The following is a 19,695-nucleotide window of genomic DNA, read 5'->3' on the forward strand; positions in this document are numbered from 1 at the left end:
CCCGCACACTCCACCGTGCGACCGTCCGGGGGCCGTCCCCGTGGCTCCTCCGTTACCGGAGAGGCCCGCGGTACGGCTGCCGTACGCTCTCCCTCATGTCGCTCTACGCCGCGTACGCCGGCAACCTCGACGCGCGGCTGATGTCCCGCCGCGCCCCGCATTCGCCGCTGCGCGCCACCGGCTGGCTGAACGGGTGGCGGCTGACCTTCGGGGGCGAGAACCTCGGCGTGCACTGGCCGAGCGGGCCCACCGACCCCGCCGAGCCCACCGACCCGGCCGAGGGAGGCGGCGCGCTCGCGACGATCGTCGAGGACCACTTCGCCCAGGTCTTCGTCGCGCTGTACGACATCGCCCCCATGGACGAGGAGTCCCTGGACCACTGGGAGGGCACGGGCCTGGACATCCACCGGCGCACCCGCGTCCGCGTCCACACCCTGGACGGCGAGGAACCCGCCTGGACCTACGTCCTGAACGCCTACGAGGGCGGCCTCCCCTCGGCCCGCTACCTCGGCGAGATCGCCGACGCGGCGGAATCCGCGGGCGCCCCGCACGACTACGTGATGGAACTGCGCAAACGCCCCTGCTGAACCCGCGCCCGAACCGGGCCGCCGAAACCCGCCCGCCCTGGAGTCTGTCCGGCCTGGAGCCTGTCCGGCCTGACGCCTGCCCGGCGGATCGGACCCGAGCCGGCAGGGCCTCGTCGGAACCGATCCGGCAAGGTCTGCTCGGAAACGACAAGACAACGATCGCAAGCCCGTGAGCTTTGACATCTACGCGCGTAGGCGAAGACCGGCTACCCTCATCCGCGTGAACGCTTCTCTTCTTCCGGACGACATCCAGGGCGACCCCCACGCCGCAGCCGACGCCGCAGCCGCGCGCCTGCGCGAGCTCACGGGCGCCGAGACCCACGACGTCGCCCTCGTGATGGGCTCCGGCTGGGCGCCGGCCGTGGACGCCCTCGGCTCGCCCGACGCCGAATTCCAGGTCACCGAGCTGCCCGGCTTCCCGCCGCCGGCGGTCGAGGGGCACGGCGGCAAGATCCGCTCGTACCGCCTCGGCGCCAAGCAGGTCCTGGTCTTCCTGGGCCGCACCCACTACTACGAGGGCCGCGGTGTGGCCTCCGTCGCCCACGGCGTGCGCACCGCCGTCGCCGCCGGCGCCAAGACGATCGTCCTGACCAACGGCTGCGGCGGCCTGCGTGAGGGCATGCGCCCCGGCCAGCCGGTCCTGATCAGTGACCACATCAACCTCACGGCCACCTCCCCCATCATCGGCGCCAACTTCGTCGACCTCACCGACCTCTACTCCCCCCGGCTGCGCGCCCTCTGCAAGGAGATCGACGCCACCCTGGAGGAGGGCGTCTACGCCCAGTTCCCCGGCCCGCACTACGAGACCCCGGCGGAGATCCGCATGGCACGGGTGATCGGGGCGGACCTGGTGGGCATGTCGACGGTGCTGGAGGCCATCGCCGCGCGGGAGGCGGGCGCGGAGGTGCTCGGCATCTCCCTGGTCACCAACCTCGCCGCCGGTATGACCGGTGAACCGCTCAACCACGAGGAGGTCCTCCAGGCGGGCCGGGACTCCGCCTCCCGCATGGGCACCCTCCTGACCCAGGTACTGGGCCGCCTGTAACCGCCCGCGGCCCCCGGCGGCGGGGGCGGGACGGGACGACTCAACCGACCACTCGAGAGGCTGACCGACACGTGCACGACGACCTGACCGCTCGGGCCCGCACCTGGCTCGCCGAGGACCCCGACCCCGAGACCCGTGCGGAGCTCGCGGCACTCCTCGAAAGGAGCACCGGGAGCACCACGGACGGCGCCGACGCCGAACTGGCCGCCCGCTTCAGCGGCACCCTCCAGTTCGGCACCGCCGGTCTCCGCGGCGAACTGGGCGCCGGCCCGATGCGCATGAACCGCGCCGTCGTCATCCGCGCCGCCGCCGGCCTCGCCGCGTACCTCAGGAAGCAGGGGACCCCCCACGGGGACGACACGGCCGGCCTCGTCGTGATCGGCTACGACGCCCGGCACAAGTCGGCGGACTTCGCCCGGGACACCGCCGCCGTGATGACCGGCGCCGGTCTCCGGGCGGCCGTCCTCCCCCGCCCCCTCCCCACCCCGGTGCTCGCCTTCGCCATCCGGCACCTCGGCGCGGTCGCCGGGGTCGAGGTCACCGCCAGCCACAACCCGCCCCGCGACAACGGCTACAAGGTGTACCTCGGCGACGGGTCCCAGATCGTCCCCCCGGCCGACGCGGAGATCGCCGCCGAGATCGCCGCCGTCGGGTCCCTGGACGACGTGCCCCGCCCCACCACCGGCTGGCAGACCCTCGACGACTCCGTCCTGGACGCCTACCTCGCCCGTACGGACGCGGTCCTGGCCGAGGGCTCCCCCCGCAGCGCCCGCACGGTCTACACCGCGATGCACGGCGTCGGCAAGGACGTCCTGCTCGCCGCGTTCGCCCGGGCCGGCTTCCCGGAGCCGGTCCTGGTCGCCGAGCAGGCCGAGCCCGACCCCGGCTTCCCCACCGTCGCGTTCCCCAATCCGGAGGAGCCCGGCGCGATGGACCTGGCCTTCGCGAAGGCCCGCGAGGTCGAACCCGACCTGGTCATCGCCAACGACCCGGACGCCGACCGCTGCGCCGCGGCCGTCAAGGACCCCGGCGGGGAGGGCACCGGCGGCGGGGACTGGCGCATGCTGCGCGGTGACGAGGTCGGCGCCCTGCTCGCCGCCCACCTGGTCCGGCGCGGCGCGACCGGCACATTCGCCGAGTCGATCGTCTCCTCGACCCTCCTCGCCCGTATCGCCGAGCAGGCGGGGCTGCCGCACGAGGAGACCCTGACCGGCTTCAAGTGGATCGCCCGGGTGGAGGGCCTGCGCTACGGCTACGAGGAGGCGCTGGGCTACTGCGTCGACCCGGAGGGCGTGCGCGACAAGGACGGCATCACGGCCGCGCTGCTCCTGGCCGAGCTGGCCTCCGAGCTGAAGGCGGAGGGCCGCACCCTCCTGGACCTCCTCGACGACCTCGCCGTGACCCACGGCCTGCACGCGACCGACCAGCTGTCGGCCCGCGTCGAGGACCTGTCGCTCATCGCGGACGCCATGCGCCGCCTGCGCGAGAACCCCCCGACCGCCCTGGCCGGCCTGCCCGTCACCCGGGCCGAGGACCTGACCCGCGGCACGGACACCCTCCCGCCCACCGACGGCCTGCGCTACACCCTCCAGGGTGCCCGCGTCATCGTCCGTCCGAGCGGTACGGAGCCGAAACTGAAGTGCTACCTGGAGGTCGTCGTCCCGGTCACCGACCGGGCCGGCCTGCCCGCGGCCCGCGCCAGGGCGACCGCCCTGCTGACCGCGCTCAAGCAGGACCTGAAGACGGCGGCCGGTATCTGAGCGACCGGAAACCGGCCGGAACCGGCTGGAACCGAACGACGGGAGGGGGTCCACAGTTCTGCGGACCCCCTCCCGTCGTTCCCGTCGTTCTGCCGGGCTCAGGTGACGGCCAGCAGGACCGTCAGCAGGATCACCCCGGCGAGCGTCGGGGCCAGGATCTCGTAGGACCAGCGCACGCTCACCTCGCCCTGCGCGCTTTCCGCGGTCTGCCGGTTCTCGTGCAGCTCGCGCAGTTCGTCCATCGCGCGGTCGCTCGGCGCCCGCTCCGGTGCCTCCGTCCCGCCCGGCGCGGACCCGGCGCCCCCGCGCCGGGACACGCCGCCCGCCCCCGGGGCCTGCCCCGCGGTGCGGACGTCGACGCCCTGCGCCCGCTCGCCCGTGGCCCGCATCTTCCGCCGCGCGGCCCGCTTACGGGCCCGCAGGGACACGGGCAGGGCCCACAGCTGGTACTTGGTGCCGGCGTCGGAGACGACCTCGTTGGTGTAACCGGCGCGCAGCGTGGCGACCCGGCCCCAGGGCAGCACGATCGTGCGGAAGGGGTTGCGGACGCGCAGCCGGTCGTCGCCGGCGTACACGGCGGGCAGCAGGGTGTAGGCGACCACCGGGGGCACGATCGCCAGCAGCGTGGCGAGCGCCAGCCACGGGGCCCGGCCCTCGCCGGTGGCCACGGCGTCGACGCAGAGCCAGCCGACGATCGCCAGCAGCAGCACGCCACCGGCGATGCCCGAGGTCGACCGGTACACCCGGTCCTTGACCTCGGGGCCCTCGGACTCGTGCCCGCCCTCGGGCTCCGGGCCGGACGGCTGCTGCGCTGGGGTGTTCATGCCCCCGATTCTGCCCGACGGGTCCGCACGCACCGGCGGGTGGTGGGCGGACCGGAAACGGGTGGGAGGGCTGTACAGCCGCTACGCGCGTAGATATGCTCGGCTGGTGACCATGTCCTCCACTGCACCACACGCTCTCAGTGACGTCACCGCGTCCGACGGCACGCTGCGCCGCTTCCTGCACGGGCTGCCCGGTGTCGACGCGGTCGGCCTGGAGGCGCGCGCCGCCTCGCTCGGCACCCGCTCGATCAAGACCACCGCGAAGGCGTACGCCATCGACCTCGCCATCTCGATGGTCGACCTGACGACGCTGGAAGGCGCGGACACCCCGGGCAAGGTCCGGGCGCTCGGCGCGAAGGCGGTCCGCCCCGACCCGACCGACCGCACCGCCCCGGCCACGGCCGCGGTCTGCGTCTACCCCGACATGGTGGCCACGGCGAAGGAGGCCGTCGCCGGCTCCACCGTCAAGGTGGCCTCCGTCGCGACCGCCTTCCCGGCCGGCCGCGCCCCGCTCTCGGTCAAACTGGCCGACGTCCGGGAGGCCGTCGCCGCCGGTGCGGACGAGATCGACATGGTCATCGACCGCGGGGCGTTCCTGGCGGGGAACTACCTGAAGGTCCACGACGAGATCACCGCCGTGAAGGAGGCCTGCGGGACGAGCGCCCGCCTCAAGGTCATCTTCGAGACGGGCGAGCTGTCGACGTACGACAACATCCGCCGGGCGAGCTGGCTCGGCATGCTGGCCGGCGCGGACTTCATCAAGACCTCGACCGGCAAGGTGGCGGTGAACGCCACGCCCGCGAACACCCTCCTGATGCTGGAGGCGGTCCGCGACTTCCGCGCGCAGACCGGGGTCCGGATCGGGGTGAAGCCGGCCGGCGGCATCCGCACCAGCAAGGACGCGATCAAGTTCCTCGTCCTGGTCAACGAGACCGCCGGCGAGGACTGGCTGGACAACCACTGGTTCCGCTTCGGCGCCTCCTCCCTGCTGAACGACCTGCTGATGCAGCGCCAGAAGCTGGCCACCGGCCGCTACTCCGGCCCCGACTACGTGACGGTGGACTGATCACCATGGCACCTGTTTTCGACTACGCGCCGGCGCCCGAGTCCCGCTCGGTCGTCGACATCGCCTCCTCGTACGGCCTGTTCATCGACGGCGAGTTCACCGAGGCGGCCGACGGCAAGGTCTTCAAGACCGTCTCCCCCTCCACCGAGGAGGTCCTCTCCGAGGTCGCCGAGGCCGGTGAGGCGGACGTCGACCGCGCCGTGAAGGCCGCCCGCAAGGCCTTCGAGAAGTGGTCGGCGCTCCCGGGCTCCGAGCGCGCGAAGTACCTCTTCCGCATCGCCCGGATCATCCAGGAACGCAGCCGCGAACTCGCCGTCCTCGAAACCCTCGACAACGGCAAGCCGATCAGGGAGACCCGCGACGCGGACATCCCCCTGGTCGCCGCGTACTTCTTCTACTACGCGGGCTGGGCGGACAAGCTCGACCACGCAGGCTACGGCGCCGACCCGCGCCCTCTGGGCGTCGCGGGCCAGGTCATCCCCTGGAACTTCCCCCTCCTCATGCTGGCGTGGAAGATCGCCCCGGCGCTGGCGACCGGCAACACGGTCGTCCTGAAGCCCGCCGAGACGACCCCCCTCTCGGCGCTCTTCTTCGCGGACATCTGCCGCCAGGCGGGTCTCCCCAAGGGCGTCGTCAACATCCTCACCGGCGACGGCCGCGCCGGAGCCGCGCTGGTCGCCCACCCGGACGTCGACAAGGTCGCCTTCACGGGCTCCACCGCCGTCGGCAAGCAGATCGCGCGCACGGTCGCGGGCACCCGCAAGAAGCTCACCCTCGAACTGGGCGGCAAGGGCGCCAACATCGTCTTCGACGACGCCCCCATCGACCAGGCCGTAGAGGGCATCGTCAACGGCATCTTCTTCAACCAGGGCCAGGTCTGCTGCGCGGGCAGCCGCCTGCTCGTCCAGGAGTCCATCCACGACGAGCTGCTGGACTCCCTCAAGCGCAGGCTCACCACGCTGCGCCTCGGCGATCCGCTGGACAAGAACACCGACATCGGCGCGATCAACTCCGCGCAGCAGCTCGAACGCATCACCTCGCTCGTCGAGCAGGGCGAGGCGGAGGGCGCCGAGCGCTGGTCGGCGGCCTGCGAACTCCCGGAGAACGGCTACTGGTTCGCTCCGACGCTGTTCACCGGCGTCACCCAGGCGCACACGGTCGCCCGCGACGAGATCTTCGGCCCGGTGCTGTCGGTGCTCACCTTCCGCACCCCGGACGAGGCCGTCGCCAAGGCCAACAACACGCCGTACGGCCTGTCGGCGGGCATCTGGACGGAGAAGGGTTCCCGCATCCTGGCGGTGGCGAACAAGCTCCGCGCGGGTGTCGTCTGGTCCAACACGTTCAACAAGTTCGACCCGACCTCGCCGTTCGGCGGTTACAAGGAGTCGGGCTTCGGCCGCGAGGGCGGCCGCCACGGCCTGGAGGCGTACCTCGATGTCTGACGCACGACTTTCCGTACTGAAGACCTACAAGCTGTACGTCGGCGGGAAGTTCCCGCGTTCGGAGAGCGGCCGGGTGTACGAGGTGACCGACTCCAAGGGCAACTGGCTGGCCAACGCCCCCCTCTCCTCCCGCAAGGACGCCCGTGACGCCGTGGTCGCCGCGCGCAAGGCGTTCGGCGGCTGGTCCGGCGCGACGGCGTACAACCGCGGCCAGATCCTCTACCGCGTCGCGGAGATGCTGGAGGGCCGCAGGGACCAGTACGTCCGCGAGGTGGCGGCCGCCGAGGGCCTGTCGAAGTCGAAGGCCGCCGAGCAGGTGGACGCGGCGGTCGACCGCTGGGTCTGGTACGCGGGCTGGACCGACAAGATCGCCCAGGTGGTCGGCGGCGGCAACCCGGTCGCGGGCCCGTACTTCAACCTGTCCTCCCCCGAGCCGACCGGTGTGGTCGCCGTCCTGGCGCCCCAGGAGTCGTCCTTCCTGGGCCTGGTCTCGGTGGTCGCCCCGGTGATCGCCACCGGCAACACGGCGGTCGTGATCGCGAGCGAGCGGTCCCCGCTGCCCGCCCTCTCCCTGGGCGAGGTCCTGGCCACCTCCGACCTCCCCGGCGGCGTGGTCAACATCCTCTCCGGCCGCACGGCGGAGATCGCCACCCCGCTCGCCGCCCACATGGACGTCAACGCGATCGACCTCGCGGGCGCGGACGAGGAGCTGGCGAAGGAGCTGGAGATCGCGGCGGCGGACAACCTCAAGCGCGTCCTGCGTCCACAGCCTTTGGACAACTGGTCTGCAACCCCGGGCACGGACCGCATGACGGCCTTCCTGGAAACCAAGACCGTCTGGCACCCGACCGGCTCCCTCGGCGCCTCGGGCTCCGCCTACTGACGCCCGTCAGGTCCCCGTCCCCACCAGGACGGGGACCCGACGACCGACTGCCGGAAGGGAACGGACTCCCCTCCCCGGCAGCTCAGGGCGGTTAAATGCTCAGGTGACGAACTGGGCACAGATGTACGACTCCTACGGTGACGTCGATCGCGTCCCCGAACTCCTGGCGCGGGCCGAACGCGAGGACGACGCCGCGGCGTGGGACGAGTTGGGTTACCGGCTGAACCTCGAGTCCGACTTGGTGTTCCCCGCCAGTTTCGCCGCGCTGCCGCGTCTGGTGCGTCTGGCGTCGGAAAATGCCCGGGCGCGTGGGCTGGCGGGGGCGATCATCCGGTGCGGGGCAGGAGACCACGGCTGCGACGAGTTGCTGGCAGGCTGCGCCGAGGCGATCACGGAGTTCCGCGGGCTGCTCGATCGGCACCTGCGTTCACGGCCGGACGACTACCTCACGGCCTTCCGTGACTTGATCGCAGCCGAAGGGCACTACCACTGGAGTGCGGTCCTGGGCGACTTCTCGGACGACTTCTACGAGGTCGCGTGCCCTCACTGCGCTGTAGCGGTAACGATCGCCATCGGTGGGTACGGACGCTATTCAGCGATCCGGGACTGGAACCTGGGCGACGTGGACCGACGTGACCTGAAGCCGGCACTCTCGGAGATGATCTCCGGCACCGGTCGTCGGATGCACGAGATCGCCGTCCGTGACGGACAATCCAGGCTCGCCGACGGAATCGCCCATCTCTACGGCCGGGCCGAATGCCCCCGCTGTGCCAGCGTCTTCATCATCGCGGACGAGTACGAGTCCGCCCATCGCCCTCTCGTCTGAGCGGCGCAGCCGAACTCGGGTCACGAACAGCAGGCCACAACTCACGTACGGAGCAGCCCGGACTCCGGCGACGTCGCCCGAGGGACGGCAATGTCACTCCCACCGCCCCGAGCGCGTGGCGCAGCTCCCCACACGCTCGTTCGGCGTCTTCCACCTCGTCCGTGGCCGCCGCCGTCAGAGAACCTCCCCTCTGCTGCGGGCGTTTGCCCTGGCGATCCGGGTCCGCAGCAGTGGCTCCGCACGTTCCCGGACATGCAACGGTCGCACGTCGGCGGGCAGCACCGCCCGCTCAGTGCCACCACCTTCGGGGCGCAGCCATACGAACCCGTCCTGGTGGCCCATGACGATCCCGCGCCTGTCCTGCCGTACGTCGTGGGCGAGTTCACCGAGCGGGAGCCGGGTCTCACCTGGTGCGACCTGCCGCCGCTCACTGTTCACACCTCAAGCGTCACGGTGAGCGACGGTCGCCGACCAGGGTGACGGTGTTCCCAACCGGGTTACGGAACAGCCGCCACCTGCACATACTCACCGTTCGCCCGCACACCGTCACCCAGCACGACTACCGCTGACGGACGGCCCGTTCTCCCGGAGATGCGGAACGAGTCGGCACACCCGACACGGCACCCGGCGAAGGAGCACCGACCGCAATGACCCAGCCCGCCCGGAACCTCGAACCCGTCGGCTCCACCCGCGACCTGTACGGCATCGAGTTGCGCCGCCAACACTGGCGCAAGTCCTCCTACAGCGACGGCCAGGTGGGGGGTGAATGCGCCGAAGTCCGCGACGACTTCCCCGGCGCGGTTCCCGTCCGCGACAGCAAGAACGCCACCAGCCCCGTCCTGATGCTGGACGGAGCGGCCTGGCAGCGTTCACCGATGGCATCAAGGACAGCTCCCTGCAAGGCGGACGAGAGGTCAGCCCCTCAGCGTGTCCGTCGCCTCCCCCGCCACCGGGATGCTGCCGACCGACGGTGCCTGGGTGACCGGGCCGGTGACCGATCGGGAGTCCACCGGCTGGAAGTCGGCGACCTGGGTGCCGACGCCGTTGTCGAGCGGGTCGACGCCCGTGCCGGCGAGCGGGTTGGGCTTGAGGTCCGCGACCGTGCCGACGACTTGGCCGGCGTCGTCGAGGACCGTCTCGGAGCCTGCGGCCGACGCCGTGGCCGCACCCAGGCCGAGCGCCGCACCCGCTGCCGCGAGGACTGCCAGCGCGCGTGGGGCGGTCGGCGTCTTGGGTGCCTTGTGTCGGGCCATCGCAGTGCCACCTATCGCCTTCGCTGGGTGATCAGTTCGCTGCGAAGCGTAGTTGATGTGTGATGCGTGCTTCAAAGCCGTACCGCGCGGCGTCCGCCGCCCGGCTGATGCATCAGACTGGTGTCCCGTGAGTTCCCAGTCGCCCATACCCGCGCGAGTCGTGCTGCTCTGCGGCCCCTCCGGCTCCGGCAAGTCCCTTCTCGCGGCCCGCGCCGGCCTTCCGGTGCTGCGGCTCGACGACTTCTACAAGGAGGCCGACGACCCGACTCTCCCGCTGGTCGCGGGGAGTTCCGACATCGACTGGGACCATCCGGACTCCTGGGACGCGGACGTCGCCGTCGCCGCGATCGAGCGGCTGTGCCGTGCGCGCCGTACGCCGGTTCCCGTCTACGACATCTCACTGAGCGCCCGTACGGGTGAGGTCACCGTCGACATCGGCGGGACTCCGCTGTTCATCGCCGAGGGCATCTTCGCCGCGGAGATCGTCACCCGCTGCCGTGAACGGGGACTGCTCGCCGACGCCCTGTGCCTGAGCCGGGGCCCGGTGAAGACGTTCCGGCGGCGGTTCCTGCGGGATCTGCGGGAGGGGCGCAAGTCGGTGCCGTTCCTCCTGCGGCGCGGCTGGCGGCTGATGCGGCAGGAACGGACGATCATCGCCCGCCAGACGGAGCTGGGCGCGTACGCCTGCGACCGGGACGAGGCGCTGAGCCGCCTGGCGGCGGCGGGGGCCGGCGGCGGGGCGAGCACACGCACCGAGGACTCCGGCGCGGACGCGGGCGCGAGGTCGGCCGCGCAGTCGGCGTAGCCGGGGCGGTTCCGGCGCGTACGCACGAAAGCGGGACCGGAAAGGCCCCCCGGCCCTCCAGTCCCGCCCCTTCGTGCTCCCCCGTCGTCCCCCGTGCTTCCCCCCTGTGTCCCCCGGTCCCCTCGGAGATCCCCCGATCCCCTCGGTTCCCGGTTTCCCCCGTTCCCCCGTACCTTCAGGCGACCAGTTCGCCGAAGGCGTCCTCCCGGTCACGGCCGAAGCTGAGGACCTCGTCCTCGCGCAGCCGGCGGAGCGACCGCCAGATGCTCGACTTCACCGTGCCGACACTGATGCCGAGGATGTCCGCGATCTCCGGGTCCGTGCGGCCCTCGTAGTAGCGCAGGACCAGCATGGTGCGCTGGAGTTCGGGCAGCCTGGCCAGCGCCTGCCACAGCACCGCGCGCAGCTCGGTGCCGCGCATCGCGTCCGTGTCGCCGACCGTCTCCGGCAGCTCCTCGGTCGGGTACTCGTTCAGCTTGCGGCGGCGCCACGCGCTGATGTGCAGGTTGGTCATGGTGCGGCGGAGGTATCCGCCGACCGCGGCCTTGTCGCTGATCCGGTCCCACGCCCGGTAGGTCGAGAACAGCGCGCTCTGCAGCAGGTCCTCGGCCTCGAAGCGGTCGCCGGTCAGGTGGTAGGCGGTCGCGTACAGGGAGGCGCGTCGCTCCTGGACGTAGGTGGTGAACTCCACCTCCGACAGCGAACGGCGCTCCCCCTCTGCCTCCCCGTACCCGCTTCCCCCGTGCGCCTCCCCCGTGTTCGTTTCCCCCGTGGGCGCGTCGATCACCGCCCTGTAGGCGGTGTGACGCCCGGCACCGCGAGCGCACCCCCGTTTGCCCAGGGCACCGGACTTCTCACCGGCTCGGTGCACGTCGTGCAGACGCGTGACAACTGCGCTGGAGCTGGTGCCGTGCAGCGTGTTCATCTCGCGCCCCCCGTCGTGGACTTCCGGTGTCTTCGTGTGCTGTTGTGCTGGTGACGAAAATCCTGCCCGGGCGACTTCATGGCCGTGTCCGCCGACTGTCACAGAGCTGTCACAGGGGCCGCCACGCCGGGCTCCGGTGGTCGACCACGGCGCCCTGACGGGTGTCGGCGCACGTGGCCGTCCCTGTGCGGGTCGCACGGGCTTCTGCCCCCACGGGTCGAACCGGGAGCCCTCCATGGGACAGAATGAGCCCGTGCCTTCCCTGTTGCTGATCGAGGACGACGACGCCATCCGCACGGCCCTGGAGCTCTCACTCACGCGCCAGGGCCACCGAGTGGCGACCGCTGCCAGCGGTGAGGACGGACTGAAGCTGCTGCGCGAGCAACGGCCCGACCTGATCGTGCTGGACGTGATGCTGCCCGGCATCGACGGATTCGAGGTGTGCCGGCGCATCCGGCGCACCGACCAGTTGCCGATCATCCTGCTGACCGCGCGCAACGACGACATCGACGTGGTGGTCGGCCTGGAGTCCGGTGCCGACGACTACGTGGTCAAACCCGTGCAGGGCAGGGTGCTGGACGCCCGGATCCGGGCGGTGCTGCGCCGCGGGGAGCGGGAGTCCAACGACGCGGCGACCTTCGGCAGCCTGGTCATCGACCGCTCGGCGATGACCGTGACGAAGAACGGCGAGGACCTCCAGCTGACCCCGACCGAGCTGCGGCTGCTGCTCGAACTGAGCCGGCGGCCCGGCCAGGCGCTGTCCCGGCAGCAGTTGCTGCGGCTGGTGTGGGAGCACGACTACCTGGGCGACTCGCGTCTGGTGGACGCCTGCGTCCAGCGGCTGCGCGCCAAGGTCGAGGACGTGCCGTCGTCCCCGACCCTGATCCGTACCGTGCGCGGTGTCGGCTACCGACTGGATCCCCCTCATTGAACCCTCCCCCGGCCACCGCAGAGGGGTTCCCGGCTCGAGCAGCTCGTCCGCTCGGCGAGCGGACGAGTCCGGCGCTCTCCGCACCGGCCGGGACGGGACCTGCCCGGTCACCCGTCAGGACACAGGGTGCGCGTGCCCGGCTCGCGCACCGCGCACGGGTCACCCTGCCCGACCAGGTGGGCGGCCTTTCGCCTTCGGGGCGACAGCCTGTTCCTTGCCCTGCCCCGCAAGAGCCCGATTCCTTCCCTGGCTGCAGCCGGGAGCGTCCCCGGAGGTTTCCGTGACACAGGAGCGCCACGTGCCACAGGAGCACCAGAAGGGCTCCCGCGGCTGGTCCGCAGCGCGCAAGGGGGTCTGGTCCCGGCTGCGCTTCACCAGTCTGCGGCTTCGGCTGGTGGTCGTGTTCGGGCTGGTCGCGCTCACCGCCGCGGTGTCCGCGTCGGGCATCGCGTACTGGCTCAACCGCGAGGCGGTGCTCACCCGCACCCAGGACGCGGTGCTGGGCGACTTCGAGCAGGAGATGCAGAACCGGGCGGGGGCGCTGCCGGAGCATCCGACGCAGGAGGAACTGCAGCACACCGCGGGCCAGATGGCCAACAGCAGTCAGCGGTTCTCGGTGCTGCTGATCGCCGAGAACCCGCAGGGCCGTACGGTGTACGGCAGTTCGGGCGGGCTGAGCGGCTTCTCGACCCAGGACGTGCCGGCCTCGCTGCGCAAGGCGGTGAACGAGCGGCAGAAGATCACCTCGACCAACAAGCACCCCTACCGCCTGTACTGGCAGCGGACCGTCCACGGCGGCACCCCCTATCTGGTGGCGGGCACCCGGACGATCGGCGGCGGGCCGACCGGCTACATGCTCAAGTCGCTGGAGCCTGAGGCCAAGGACCTCAACTCACTGGCCTGGTCGCTGGGTATCGCCACCGGTCTCGCCCTGATCGGCTCCGCCCTGCTGGCGCAGGCCGCGGCGACGACCGTGCTGAAGCCGGTGCAGCGGCTCGGGATCGCCGCCCGGCGGCTCGGCGAGGGCAAACTGGACACCCGGCTGAGGGTGTCGGGGACGGACGAACTGGCCGATCTGTCCCGGACGTTCAACAAGGCGGCCGAGGCGCTGGAGAAACGGGTGGCCGACATGGCCGCGCGGGACGAGGCGTCCCGCAGGTTCGTGGCGGACATGAGTCACGAACTGCGCACTCCGCTGACCGCGATCACGGCGGTGACAGAAGTCCTCGAGGAGGAGCTGGAGTTCGAGGGCGGCGGCATCGACCCGATGATCGAGCCCGCCGTACGGCTCGTGGTCAGCGAGACGCAACGGCTCAACAACCTGGTCGAGAACCTGATGGAGGTGACCCGTTTCGACGCGGGCACCGCCCGCCTCGTGCTCGACGACGTCGACATCGCCGACCAGATCACCGCCTGCATCGACGCCCGTGCCTGGCTGGACGCGGTCGAGTGGGACGCGGAGCGCGGCATCCACGCCCGGATCGACCCGCGCCGACTGGACGTGATCCTGGCCAACCTCATAGGCAACGCCCTCAAGCACGGCGGCTCGCCGGTACGGGTGTCGGTGCGTGTGGACCGTGAGGACGGCGGCGACGGCGCGGTCCCCGTGAACGACGAGGCCGGTGAGGGCGGTTCGGACGGCGGGGAACGCAAGGACGGCGGGACCCGCGAGGGCGGCGTCGGGGAGGACCTCGGTACGGGCACCGAGGACGGAGGCACCCTGCCCGGAGGCTCGGTGGTCATCGAGGTACGGGACCAGGGGCCGGGCATCCCCGAGGACGTCCTGCCGCATGTCTTCGACCGCTTCTACAAGGCCAGTGCCTCCCGGCCGCGTTCCGAGGGCAGCGGTCTGGGCCTGTCCATCGCGCTGGAGAACGCCCACGCCCACGGGGGTGAGATCACCGCGGTCAACTCCCCCGAGGGCGGGGCGGTGTTCACGCTGCGGCTGCCGCGGGACGTCTCCGCCCTGACCGAGCGGGACGACGGTTCCGCCGAGAACACCCAGAACACCGAGAACACCGACAACGCAGAGGACGCCGAGGACGCCCGATGAACATACGCCGGACGGCTCCGCGCCCGACGAACACCAGCGGCATACGCGGTGCACGAGGTGCACGAGGTGCACGCGGCACACGGCGGCTTCCGGGGCTGCTGGCCGTCACCACGCTCGGTGTCCTGCTCGCCGGGTGCGGGATCCGGGCCACCGAGGTGCCGACCGACTTCGGTCCGGCACCCTCCCGGGTGCGCTGCTCGCAGGCCGAGACGGGCGGGGCGGCGCAGCCCGCGCGGGGCCTGCCGGTGCGGGTGTTCCTGCTCTGCGGCTCGTCGCTGACGGCCGTCGACCGGACCGTACGGGTGCCGGAGGGCTCGGCGGACTCCGGGCAGCGGCGCGCCCTGGTGGCGCAGGGCCTGCTGGACCAGCTCTCGGCGCCGCCGACGCCCGCCGAGAAGGAGGCCGGGTACACGACGAACGTACGGGGCGGGATGACCGTGAGCGGTCCGCGGTCCGGCGACCCGGAGGACACGCTGCGCCTGAGCTCCGCGCCGGGGAGCCTGACGTCCTACGCGCTGGCGCAGATCGTCTGCACCTTCTCCGACTCGGCGGCGGCCGAGGGCGACGGCTCGGTGGTGCTGGGCGACCGGGACGACGGACCGCCGCGCCGCTACCGGTGCACGGACGAGGTCCGGGCCCGTCCGGGCGGCACGGAACCCCCGTCCACGGCGGTCACCGGGGGATGACCCCGCAGGCGGGTGCCACGGGCCGCGGCCGGCGAGGCTGTGGCGCATGCCTCACCCGGCGAACGGGGCACTTGCCGGAACCGATCCCGCCGGGCACCGCGTCTAGGGTTTCGTGCAGCGTCAAGGCCCCGTCGGCGACACCGCCGCGTCCCGTGTCCGTGTGACAGGAGGTCTCCTCCTGGCCGCGTACCTCGTGTTCGTCGCCTGGTGCACGCTGCGCCCCCTGAACGTCCCCTGGGTGATGCCCACCAACCTGCGGCTCTTCGACGGCATCCGGGCCGACTTCGCGCTGGGCTGGGGTGCCGGGGCCCGCCGGGTCGGCGAGGGGCTCGCGCTGCTCGCTCCGCTGGGTGTGCTGCTGCCGATGGCGGGGGGCAGGCTGGCCGTCTCGCCACTGGGTTCGCTGGTCCGCACCATGGCCGCGGCGGCACTGCTGTCGCTGGGCATCGAGATGCTGCAGACCGCGGTGCCCGGCAGGGTCGTGGACGTCGACGCGCTGTTGCTGAACACGGTGGGCGCGGCGCTCGCGCATGTCGCCGTGGTACCGGCGGGCCGTGCCTGGCTGCGCCGCCGGGCCGTGCACCGGGCCGGCGCCGGAACGCTCCGGGAGGAGCCGGCTCAGGGTCGGACCCCGACGATTCCCAGGGTCGGGATCGCCCCATGGAGTGACGCTTTGCCCCCTTCGTCTCCGTAGTGTGGAGAGCGGTAGAACAACCGACGGAAGCCGACACGGCGCCGTGGGTCACCGCACCGCACACCACCGAGGAGTCCACGATGTCCCGCCTCGTCCGCCCCACCAGCAACCGTGTGATCGGCGGCGTGTGCGCCGCGCTGGCCCAGCGCTTCGGCACCTCCGCGACCACGATGCGCGTGATCTTCCTGGTCTCGTGCCTGCTCCCCGGGCCGCAGTTCCTGGTCTACATAGCGCTGTGGATCCTGTTCCCGTCGGAGGACAAGACGCGCACGGCCTGGTGAGCCCGTGCACCGCTCCGCGCGAACGCCGATGGGGCGCGCCCCAGGCTCGGGGCGCGCCCCATCGGCGGGGTCCGCGCGGGTGGGCCGGCGTGAGGGGGTCAGCCGAGCGGCGCCCCGTTGACGGAGACACCCTGCGTGGGCAGTCCCTTCGTCGGCAGCCCCCCGAGCAGACCGCCGACCTGCTCCTGGGGCCCCTCGGCGGTCAGCTGCTCGGTGACCGGCCGCGCGGTCGTCATGCCCGTGCCGACCACGTCCCCTCCCGTCTGCAGGGCCCGGTCCGCACCCGGCGCCATACCGGAGACGTTCTCCGCCGGAAGGCTCTGGGCGACGGTGTCCAGCGCGGCATCGGCGTTCGGGACGGCCGGGGCGGCCGGGGCTGCGCTTGCGGCACCCGCACCGACGGCGGCGAAGGCGGCCCCGAGAACGGCGACACCGAGGGTCTTGGCAGCAGACTGCTTCATGAAATGCGTCCTCGAAATGGAATGGGGGGAACGAGCGGTCCTCGACCGTAAACACCCGCCACCGCACGCCGCAAACCTCGAAATGCGGACGAACGGTGAAGGCCGCCTGCCCTCCCGGAATCCACGAACGCCCCGGTCAGTCCTCTTCGGTCACAGAACCGCTGGTGGCGGCGGTCTGCCGAAACAGCCATTCGGATTTCAGCTCGGCGTATCCGGGCTTGATGACGTCATTGATCATGGCCAGCCGTTCATCGAAAGGAATGAACGCCGACTTCATCGCATTGACGGAAAACCATTGCATGTCGTCGAGCGTGTAAGCGAACGTCTCGACCAGGTGCTCGAATTCCCGGCTCATGCTGGTGTGCGACATCAGGCGGTTGTCGGTGTTCACCGTGACCCGGAAGTGCAGCCGGCGCAGCAGGCCGATGGGGTGCTCGGCGTACGAGGCCGCCGCCCCGGTCTGCAGGTTGGAGCTGGGGCACAGCTCCAGCGGGATGCGCTTGTCCCGGACGTAGGAGGCGAGCCGGCCGAGTTCGACCGAGCCGTCGTCGTGGACCTGGATGTCGTCGATGATGCGCACCCCGTGTCCGAGCCGGTCGGCGCCGCACCACTGGATGGCCTGCCAGATGGACGGCAGCCCGAAGGCCTCGCCGGCGTGGATGGTGAAGTGGTTGTTCTCCCGCTTGAGGTACTCGAAGGCGTCGAGGTGCCGGGTGGGCGGGTGACCGGCCTCGGCGCCCGCGATGTCGAAGCCGACGACACCCAGGTCCCGGTAGCGGTTGGCGAGTTCGGCGATCTCCAGGGACCGTGCGGCGTGCCGCATCGCGGTGAGCAGGGCGCCGACGCGGATGCGGTTTCCGTCCTCCCGCGCCCGCCGTTCCCCTTGCCGGAAGCCCTCGTTGACCGCCTCGACGACCTCTTCGAGGGTCAGCCCGCCTTCGAGGTGCTGCTCGGGGGCGTAGCGCACCTCGGCGTAGACGACACCGTCCGCGGCGAGGTCCTCGGCGCACTCGGCGGCGACCCGCACCAGGGCGTCACGGGTCTGCATGACCCCGACGGTGTGCGAGAAGGTCTCCAGGTACCGCTCCAGGGAACCGGAGTCGGCGGCCTCCCGGAACCAGAGGCCGAGCTTGTCGGGGTCGCTCTGGGGAAGCCCGGAGTAGCCGGCCTCGCGGGCCAGGTCGACGACCGTGCCGGGGCGCAGGCCGCCGTCGAGGTGATCGTGGAGCAGCACCTTGGGCGCCCGGCGGATCTGGTCCGGGGTCGGGGTGTTCGCAGTGGTCTGGCTCGTCATTGCCGCACTCTAGCGCCTACGCGCGTAGATCACCGGTGTGCGCATCCGTCGATACGTAACGGTGACCGCACGCGAGGGTGGCGTGCACCGGGGCTTCTGACACTCTGCTGCCATGTCACAGCAAGCGACGCCGGTGCGCACGGCCCGGCTGGGGAGGGTGTTCGGCCCGAAGCCGAGAGCGGTGGGCGGCGCGGTGCTGCTGCTCCCCGGCGGCGAGCCGGTCTCCAGCCGCAGGCCGTCCCCCGTGGTGGCGGCCGCCTCCGTACGCGCCCTGGGACACCGTCTCGGCCGCGCGGGCCGGACCGAGGGTCTCGCCACCCATGTCGTCCACTACCGCTACCGGGGCTGGAACGGCAGCGAGGCGCACCTCGCGCGTGACGCCACCTGGGCCGTGGACGAGATCGTGCGGCTCTACGGGGACGTCCCCGTGTGCCTGGCCGGTCTCGGCATGGGCGGCCGGGCGGCGCTGCGCGCGGGCGGCCACGAGGCCGTCAGCTCCGTACTGGCGCTGGCTCCCTGGCTGCCCGAGGAGGACGTGGCCGCGGCCCCCGAACCGGTGAAGCAGCTGGCCGGGCGGCAGGTGCTGATCGTGCACGGCACGCAGGACGCGCGGGCCGACCCGGAACTGTCCTTCCGGCTGGCGGCGCGGGTCAAGAAGGCGAACCGGAACGTGTGCCGCTTCGAAGTGCACGCCGACGGACACGGGTTGAACCAGTACCGAGGCGAAGTGCTGGCGCTGTGCGAGGACTTCATGATGGGAACGCTGTTCGGGCGGGCGTTCTCCCGTCCGGTGCAGGACGCCCTGGCGGCGCCCCCGCCCCTGGGGCTGCGGATGCCGCTGGCCTCGGGGTTCGGCGCGTCGTTACGCCGGTAGGCGGTAGACGGTGGGTGACGGGCGGCGGACCACAGGGGTGTTGTTCAGTCCGGGAGCAGGTGGCCCCTGCGCGACAGCAGGAACTTCTTGAAGGCGGCCACCGGCGGGGTGTCCGGGCGGCCGGCCAGCCAGGCGACGCCGATCTCGCGGGCCGCCCGCGGGGAGGTGACGGTCAGTTCCACCACCCCGGGGCGCGGCACGGCCGGCGGGGGCAGCAGTGCGACGCCCAGCCCTGCGGCCACCAGGCCCCGCAGGGTCTCCGCCTCCTCGCCCTCGAAGGCGACCCGGGGCCGGAAACCGGCCTGCGCGCAGAGTGCGTCGGTGATGCGGCGCAGGCCGTAACCGGGTTCCAGGGTCACGAAGGTCTCGTCGGCGGCCTCGGCGAGGCGGATGCGGCGGCGGCCGGCGAGCCGGTGGTCGGCGGGGACGACCAGGCGCAGTTTCTGCTCGTCCAGGCGGCGGGCGACGAGGTCGGGGGCGTCCGGGACCGGGGAGGTCAGGCACAGGTCGAGCTCGCCCGCGCGGAGGCCCTCCAGCATGGCGTCGCCGTGGTTCTGGACGAGGCTGAAGCGGATGCGCGGGTGGTCGGTGCGGAAGGCCTGCAGCAGGCCGGGCACGGTCTCGGCGCCCATGGTGTGCAGGAACCCGAAGGCGACCTTGCCGGTGGCCGGGTCGGCGTCGGCGCGCACCTCGTCGGCGGCCCGCTCGACCTCGGCGAGGGCGCGTTCGACGGAGGCGAGGAAGGTGCGGCCGGCGGGGGTCAGGGAGAGGGTGCGGCCGTGCCGGGCGAACAGGTCGACACCCAGGTCGTGTTCGAGGCGAACCATGGACCGGGAGAGCGTGGACTGCGGGACCTGCATCTCCTGGGCGGCCCGGGTGACGTGCTCCGTGCGGGCGACGCCGGCGAAGTGAACGAGACGTGGCGCGAGCAGCGCGACGATGTCTTCTGTGTCACCGGACGGTGACAGCTGACCCTGCGACCTCTGCTGATGCACCATGGGAACG

The 19,695-nt window shown here is 71.9% G+C and carries 21 protein-coding genes and 1 pseudogene; 15 read left to right on the forward strand and 7 right to left on the reverse strand.

What is annotated here, in order from left to right; translation table 11 throughout:
- Positions 1 to 95: 95 nt before the first annotated feature.
- The 3 genes from ACTWJ9_RS12035 to ACTWJ9_RS12045 all read left to right on the forward strand — a co-directional run bounded on the left by ACTWJ9_RS12035 (position 96) and on the right by ACTWJ9_RS12045 (position 3,392).
- Positions 96 to 587, forward strand: a complete 492-nt coding sequence (locus tag ACTWJ9_RS12035) for a gamma-glutamylcyclotransferase (protein WP_387041648.1) — start codon at positions 96 to 98, stop codon at positions 585 to 587.
- 220 nt (positions 588 to 807) lie between these two features.
- A complete protein-coding gene (locus tag ACTWJ9_RS12040) occupies positions 808 to 1,632 on the forward strand; it encodes a purine-nucleoside phosphorylase (protein ID WP_279334261.1) in 825 nt (274 codons plus the stop codon).
- A gap of 71 nt (positions 1,633 to 1,703) precedes the next feature.
- Entirely contained in the window at positions 1,704 to 3,392 is a 1,689-nt protein-coding gene (locus tag ACTWJ9_RS12045; RefSeq protein ID WP_443295693.1) for a phospho-sugar mutase, read from the forward strand.
- Positions 3,393 to 3,490: 98 nt separating this feature from the next.
- Here ACTWJ9_RS12045 and ACTWJ9_RS12050 read toward each other — a convergent pair whose 3' ends face one another.
- A complete protein-coding gene (locus tag ACTWJ9_RS12050; protein WP_279334263.1) occupies positions 3,491 to 4,216 on the reverse strand; it encodes a PH domain-containing protein in 726 nt (241 codons plus the stop codon).
- Between the two features lie 112 nt (positions 4,217 to 4,328).
- On the opposite strand from ACTWJ9_RS12050, the gene deoC reads away from it, so the two are divergent.
- The 4 genes from deoC (at position 4,329) to ACTWJ9_RS12070 (ending at position 8,433) form a co-directional block, all read left to right on the forward strand.
- Positions 4,329 to 5,282 carry a deoxyribose-phosphate aldolase gene (gene deoC / locus ACTWJ9_RS12055; RefSeq protein ID WP_279337943.1) on the forward strand — a complete coding sequence of 318 codons (954 nt, stop codon included), beginning with the start codon at positions 4,329 to 4,331 and terminating at the stop codon, positions 5,280 to 5,282.
- Positions 5,283 to 5,287: 5 nt separating this feature from the next.
- Positions 5,288 to 6,724 (forward strand): aldehyde dehydrogenase family protein, encoded by a 1,437-nt coding sequence (locus ACTWJ9_RS12060; protein WP_279334264.1) that lies wholly within the window; start codon positions 5,288 to 5,290, stop codon positions 6,722 to 6,724.
- Entirely contained in the window at positions 6,717 to 7,607 is an 891-nt protein-coding gene (locus ACTWJ9_RS12065; protein WP_443295694.1) for an aldehyde dehydrogenase family protein, read from the forward strand. The genes ACTWJ9_RS12060 and ACTWJ9_RS12065 overlap by 8 nt, the downstream gene beginning before the upstream one ends.
- Before the next feature lie 121 nt (positions 7,608 to 7,728).
- Positions 7,729 to 8,433, forward strand: a complete 705-nt coding sequence (locus ACTWJ9_RS12070; RefSeq protein WP_443295695.1) for a hypothetical protein — start codon at positions 7,729 to 7,731, stop codon at positions 8,431 to 8,433.
- A 174-nt stretch (positions 8,434 to 8,607) separates the two neighbouring features.
- Here the strand turns inward: ACTWJ9_RS12070 and ACTWJ9_RS12075 are convergent, their stop codons facing one another.
- Positions 8,608 to 8,871: a hypothetical protein gene (locus ACTWJ9_RS12075; RefSeq protein ID WP_279334267.1), complete on the reverse strand. Its 264-nt coding sequence runs from the start codon at positions 8,869 to 8,871 to the stop codon at positions 8,608 to 8,610.
- A 209-nt stretch (positions 8,872 to 9,080) separates the two neighbouring features.
- On the opposite strand from ACTWJ9_RS12075, the pseudogene ACTWJ9_RS12080 reads away from it, so the two are divergent.
- Positions 9,081 to 9,287, forward strand: a pseudogene (locus tag ACTWJ9_RS12080) (DUF397 domain-containing protein); the annotation flags it as partial.
- 60 nt (positions 9,288 to 9,347) lie between these two features.
- Here ACTWJ9_RS12080 and ACTWJ9_RS12085 read toward each other — a convergent pair.
- Positions 9,348 to 9,686, reverse strand: a complete 339-nt coding sequence (locus ACTWJ9_RS12085; RefSeq protein ID WP_279334268.1) for a hypothetical protein — start codon at positions 9,684 to 9,686, stop codon at positions 9,348 to 9,350.
- A gap of 127 nt (positions 9,687 to 9,813) precedes the next feature.
- Between ACTWJ9_RS12085 and ACTWJ9_RS12090 the strand changes: the two genes are divergently transcribed.
- Entirely contained in the window at positions 9,814 to 10,491 is a 678-nt protein-coding gene (locus ACTWJ9_RS12090) for a uridine kinase family protein (protein WP_387038197.1), read from the forward strand.
- 175 nt (positions 10,492 to 10,666) lie between these two features.
- Here ACTWJ9_RS12090 and ACTWJ9_RS12095 read toward each other — a convergent pair whose 3' ends face one another.
- Entirely contained in the window at positions 10,667 to 11,416 is a 750-nt protein-coding gene (locus ACTWJ9_RS12095) for a SigE family RNA polymerase sigma factor (protein ID WP_387038195.1), read from the reverse strand.
- Positions 11,417 to 11,669: 253 nt separating this feature from the next.
- On the opposite strand from ACTWJ9_RS12095, the gene afsQ1 reads away from it, so the two are divergent.
- The 5 genes from afsQ1 (at position 11,670) to ACTWJ9_RS12120 (ending at position 16,061) form a co-directional block, all read left to right on the forward strand.
- Positions 11,670 to 12,347, forward strand: coding sequence for a two-component system response regulator AfsQ1 (afsQ1, locus tag ACTWJ9_RS12100; RefSeq protein WP_279334271.1), 678 nt, complete (start codon positions 11,670 to 11,672; stop codon positions 12,345 to 12,347).
- A 298-nt stretch (positions 12,348 to 12,645) separates the two neighbouring features.
- Positions 12,646 to 14,400 carry an ATP-binding protein gene (locus ACTWJ9_RS12105; protein ID WP_387038192.1) on the forward strand — a complete coding sequence of 585 codons (1,755 nt, stop codon included), beginning with the start codon at positions 12,646 to 12,648 and terminating at the stop codon, positions 14,398 to 14,400.
- Positions 14,397 to 15,086: a hypothetical protein gene (locus ACTWJ9_RS12110; protein WP_279334273.1), complete on the forward strand. Its 690-nt coding sequence runs from the start codon at positions 14,397 to 14,399 to the stop codon at positions 15,084 to 15,086. The genes ACTWJ9_RS12105 and ACTWJ9_RS12110 overlap by 4 nt, the downstream gene beginning before the upstream one ends.
- A gap of 112 nt (positions 15,087 to 15,198) precedes the next feature.
- Entirely contained in the window at positions 15,199 to 15,780 is a 582-nt protein-coding gene (locus ACTWJ9_RS12115; RefSeq protein WP_387038190.1) for a VanZ family protein, read from the forward strand.
- 80 nt (positions 15,781 to 15,860) lie between these two features.
- On the forward strand, positions 15,861 to 16,061 hold the full coding sequence (locus ACTWJ9_RS12120) for a PspC domain-containing protein (RefSeq protein ID WP_279334275.1): 201 nt from the start codon (positions 15,861 to 15,863) through the stop codon (positions 16,059 to 16,061).
- A 98-nt stretch (positions 16,062 to 16,159) separates the two neighbouring features.
- Here the strand turns inward: ACTWJ9_RS12120 and ACTWJ9_RS12125 are convergent, their stop codons facing one another.
- Complete coding sequence (locus ACTWJ9_RS12125; protein WP_279334276.1) at positions 16,160 to 16,522, reverse strand: ATP-binding protein; 363 nt, start codon at positions 16,520 to 16,522, stop codon at positions 16,160 to 16,162.
- Between the two features lie 136 nt (positions 16,523 to 16,658).
- The gene (locus ACTWJ9_RS12130) at positions 16,659 to 17,816 is read right to left on the reverse strand and encodes an adenosine deaminase (RefSeq protein ID WP_443295697.1); all 1,158 of its coding nucleotides are present in this window, start codon (positions 17,814 to 17,816) and stop codon (positions 16,659 to 16,661) included.
- A gap of 112 nt (positions 17,817 to 17,928) precedes the next feature.
- Here ACTWJ9_RS12130 and ACTWJ9_RS12135 point away from each other — a divergent pair, with 112 nt between their 5' ends.
- Complete coding sequence (locus ACTWJ9_RS12135; RefSeq protein WP_387038186.1) at positions 17,929 to 18,690, forward strand: alpha/beta hydrolase; 762 nt, start codon at positions 17,929 to 17,931, stop codon at positions 18,688 to 18,690.
- Positions 18,691 to 18,734: 44 nt separating this feature from the next.
- On the opposite strand, the gene ACTWJ9_RS12140 is transcribed toward ACTWJ9_RS12135, so the two are convergent.
- On the reverse strand, positions 18,735 to 19,688 hold the full coding sequence (locus ACTWJ9_RS12140) for a LysR family transcriptional regulator (RefSeq protein ID WP_279334279.1): 954 nt from the start codon (positions 19,686 to 19,688) through the stop codon (positions 18,735 to 18,737).
- Between the last annotated feature and the right edge of the window lie 7 nt (positions 19,689 to 19,695).

The organism is Streptomyces sp. GDS52 (genome assembly GCF_052246875.1).
Classification (GTDB): Bacteria; Actinomycetota; Actinomycetes; order Streptomycetales; family Streptomycetaceae; genus Streptomyces; species Streptomyces cathayae.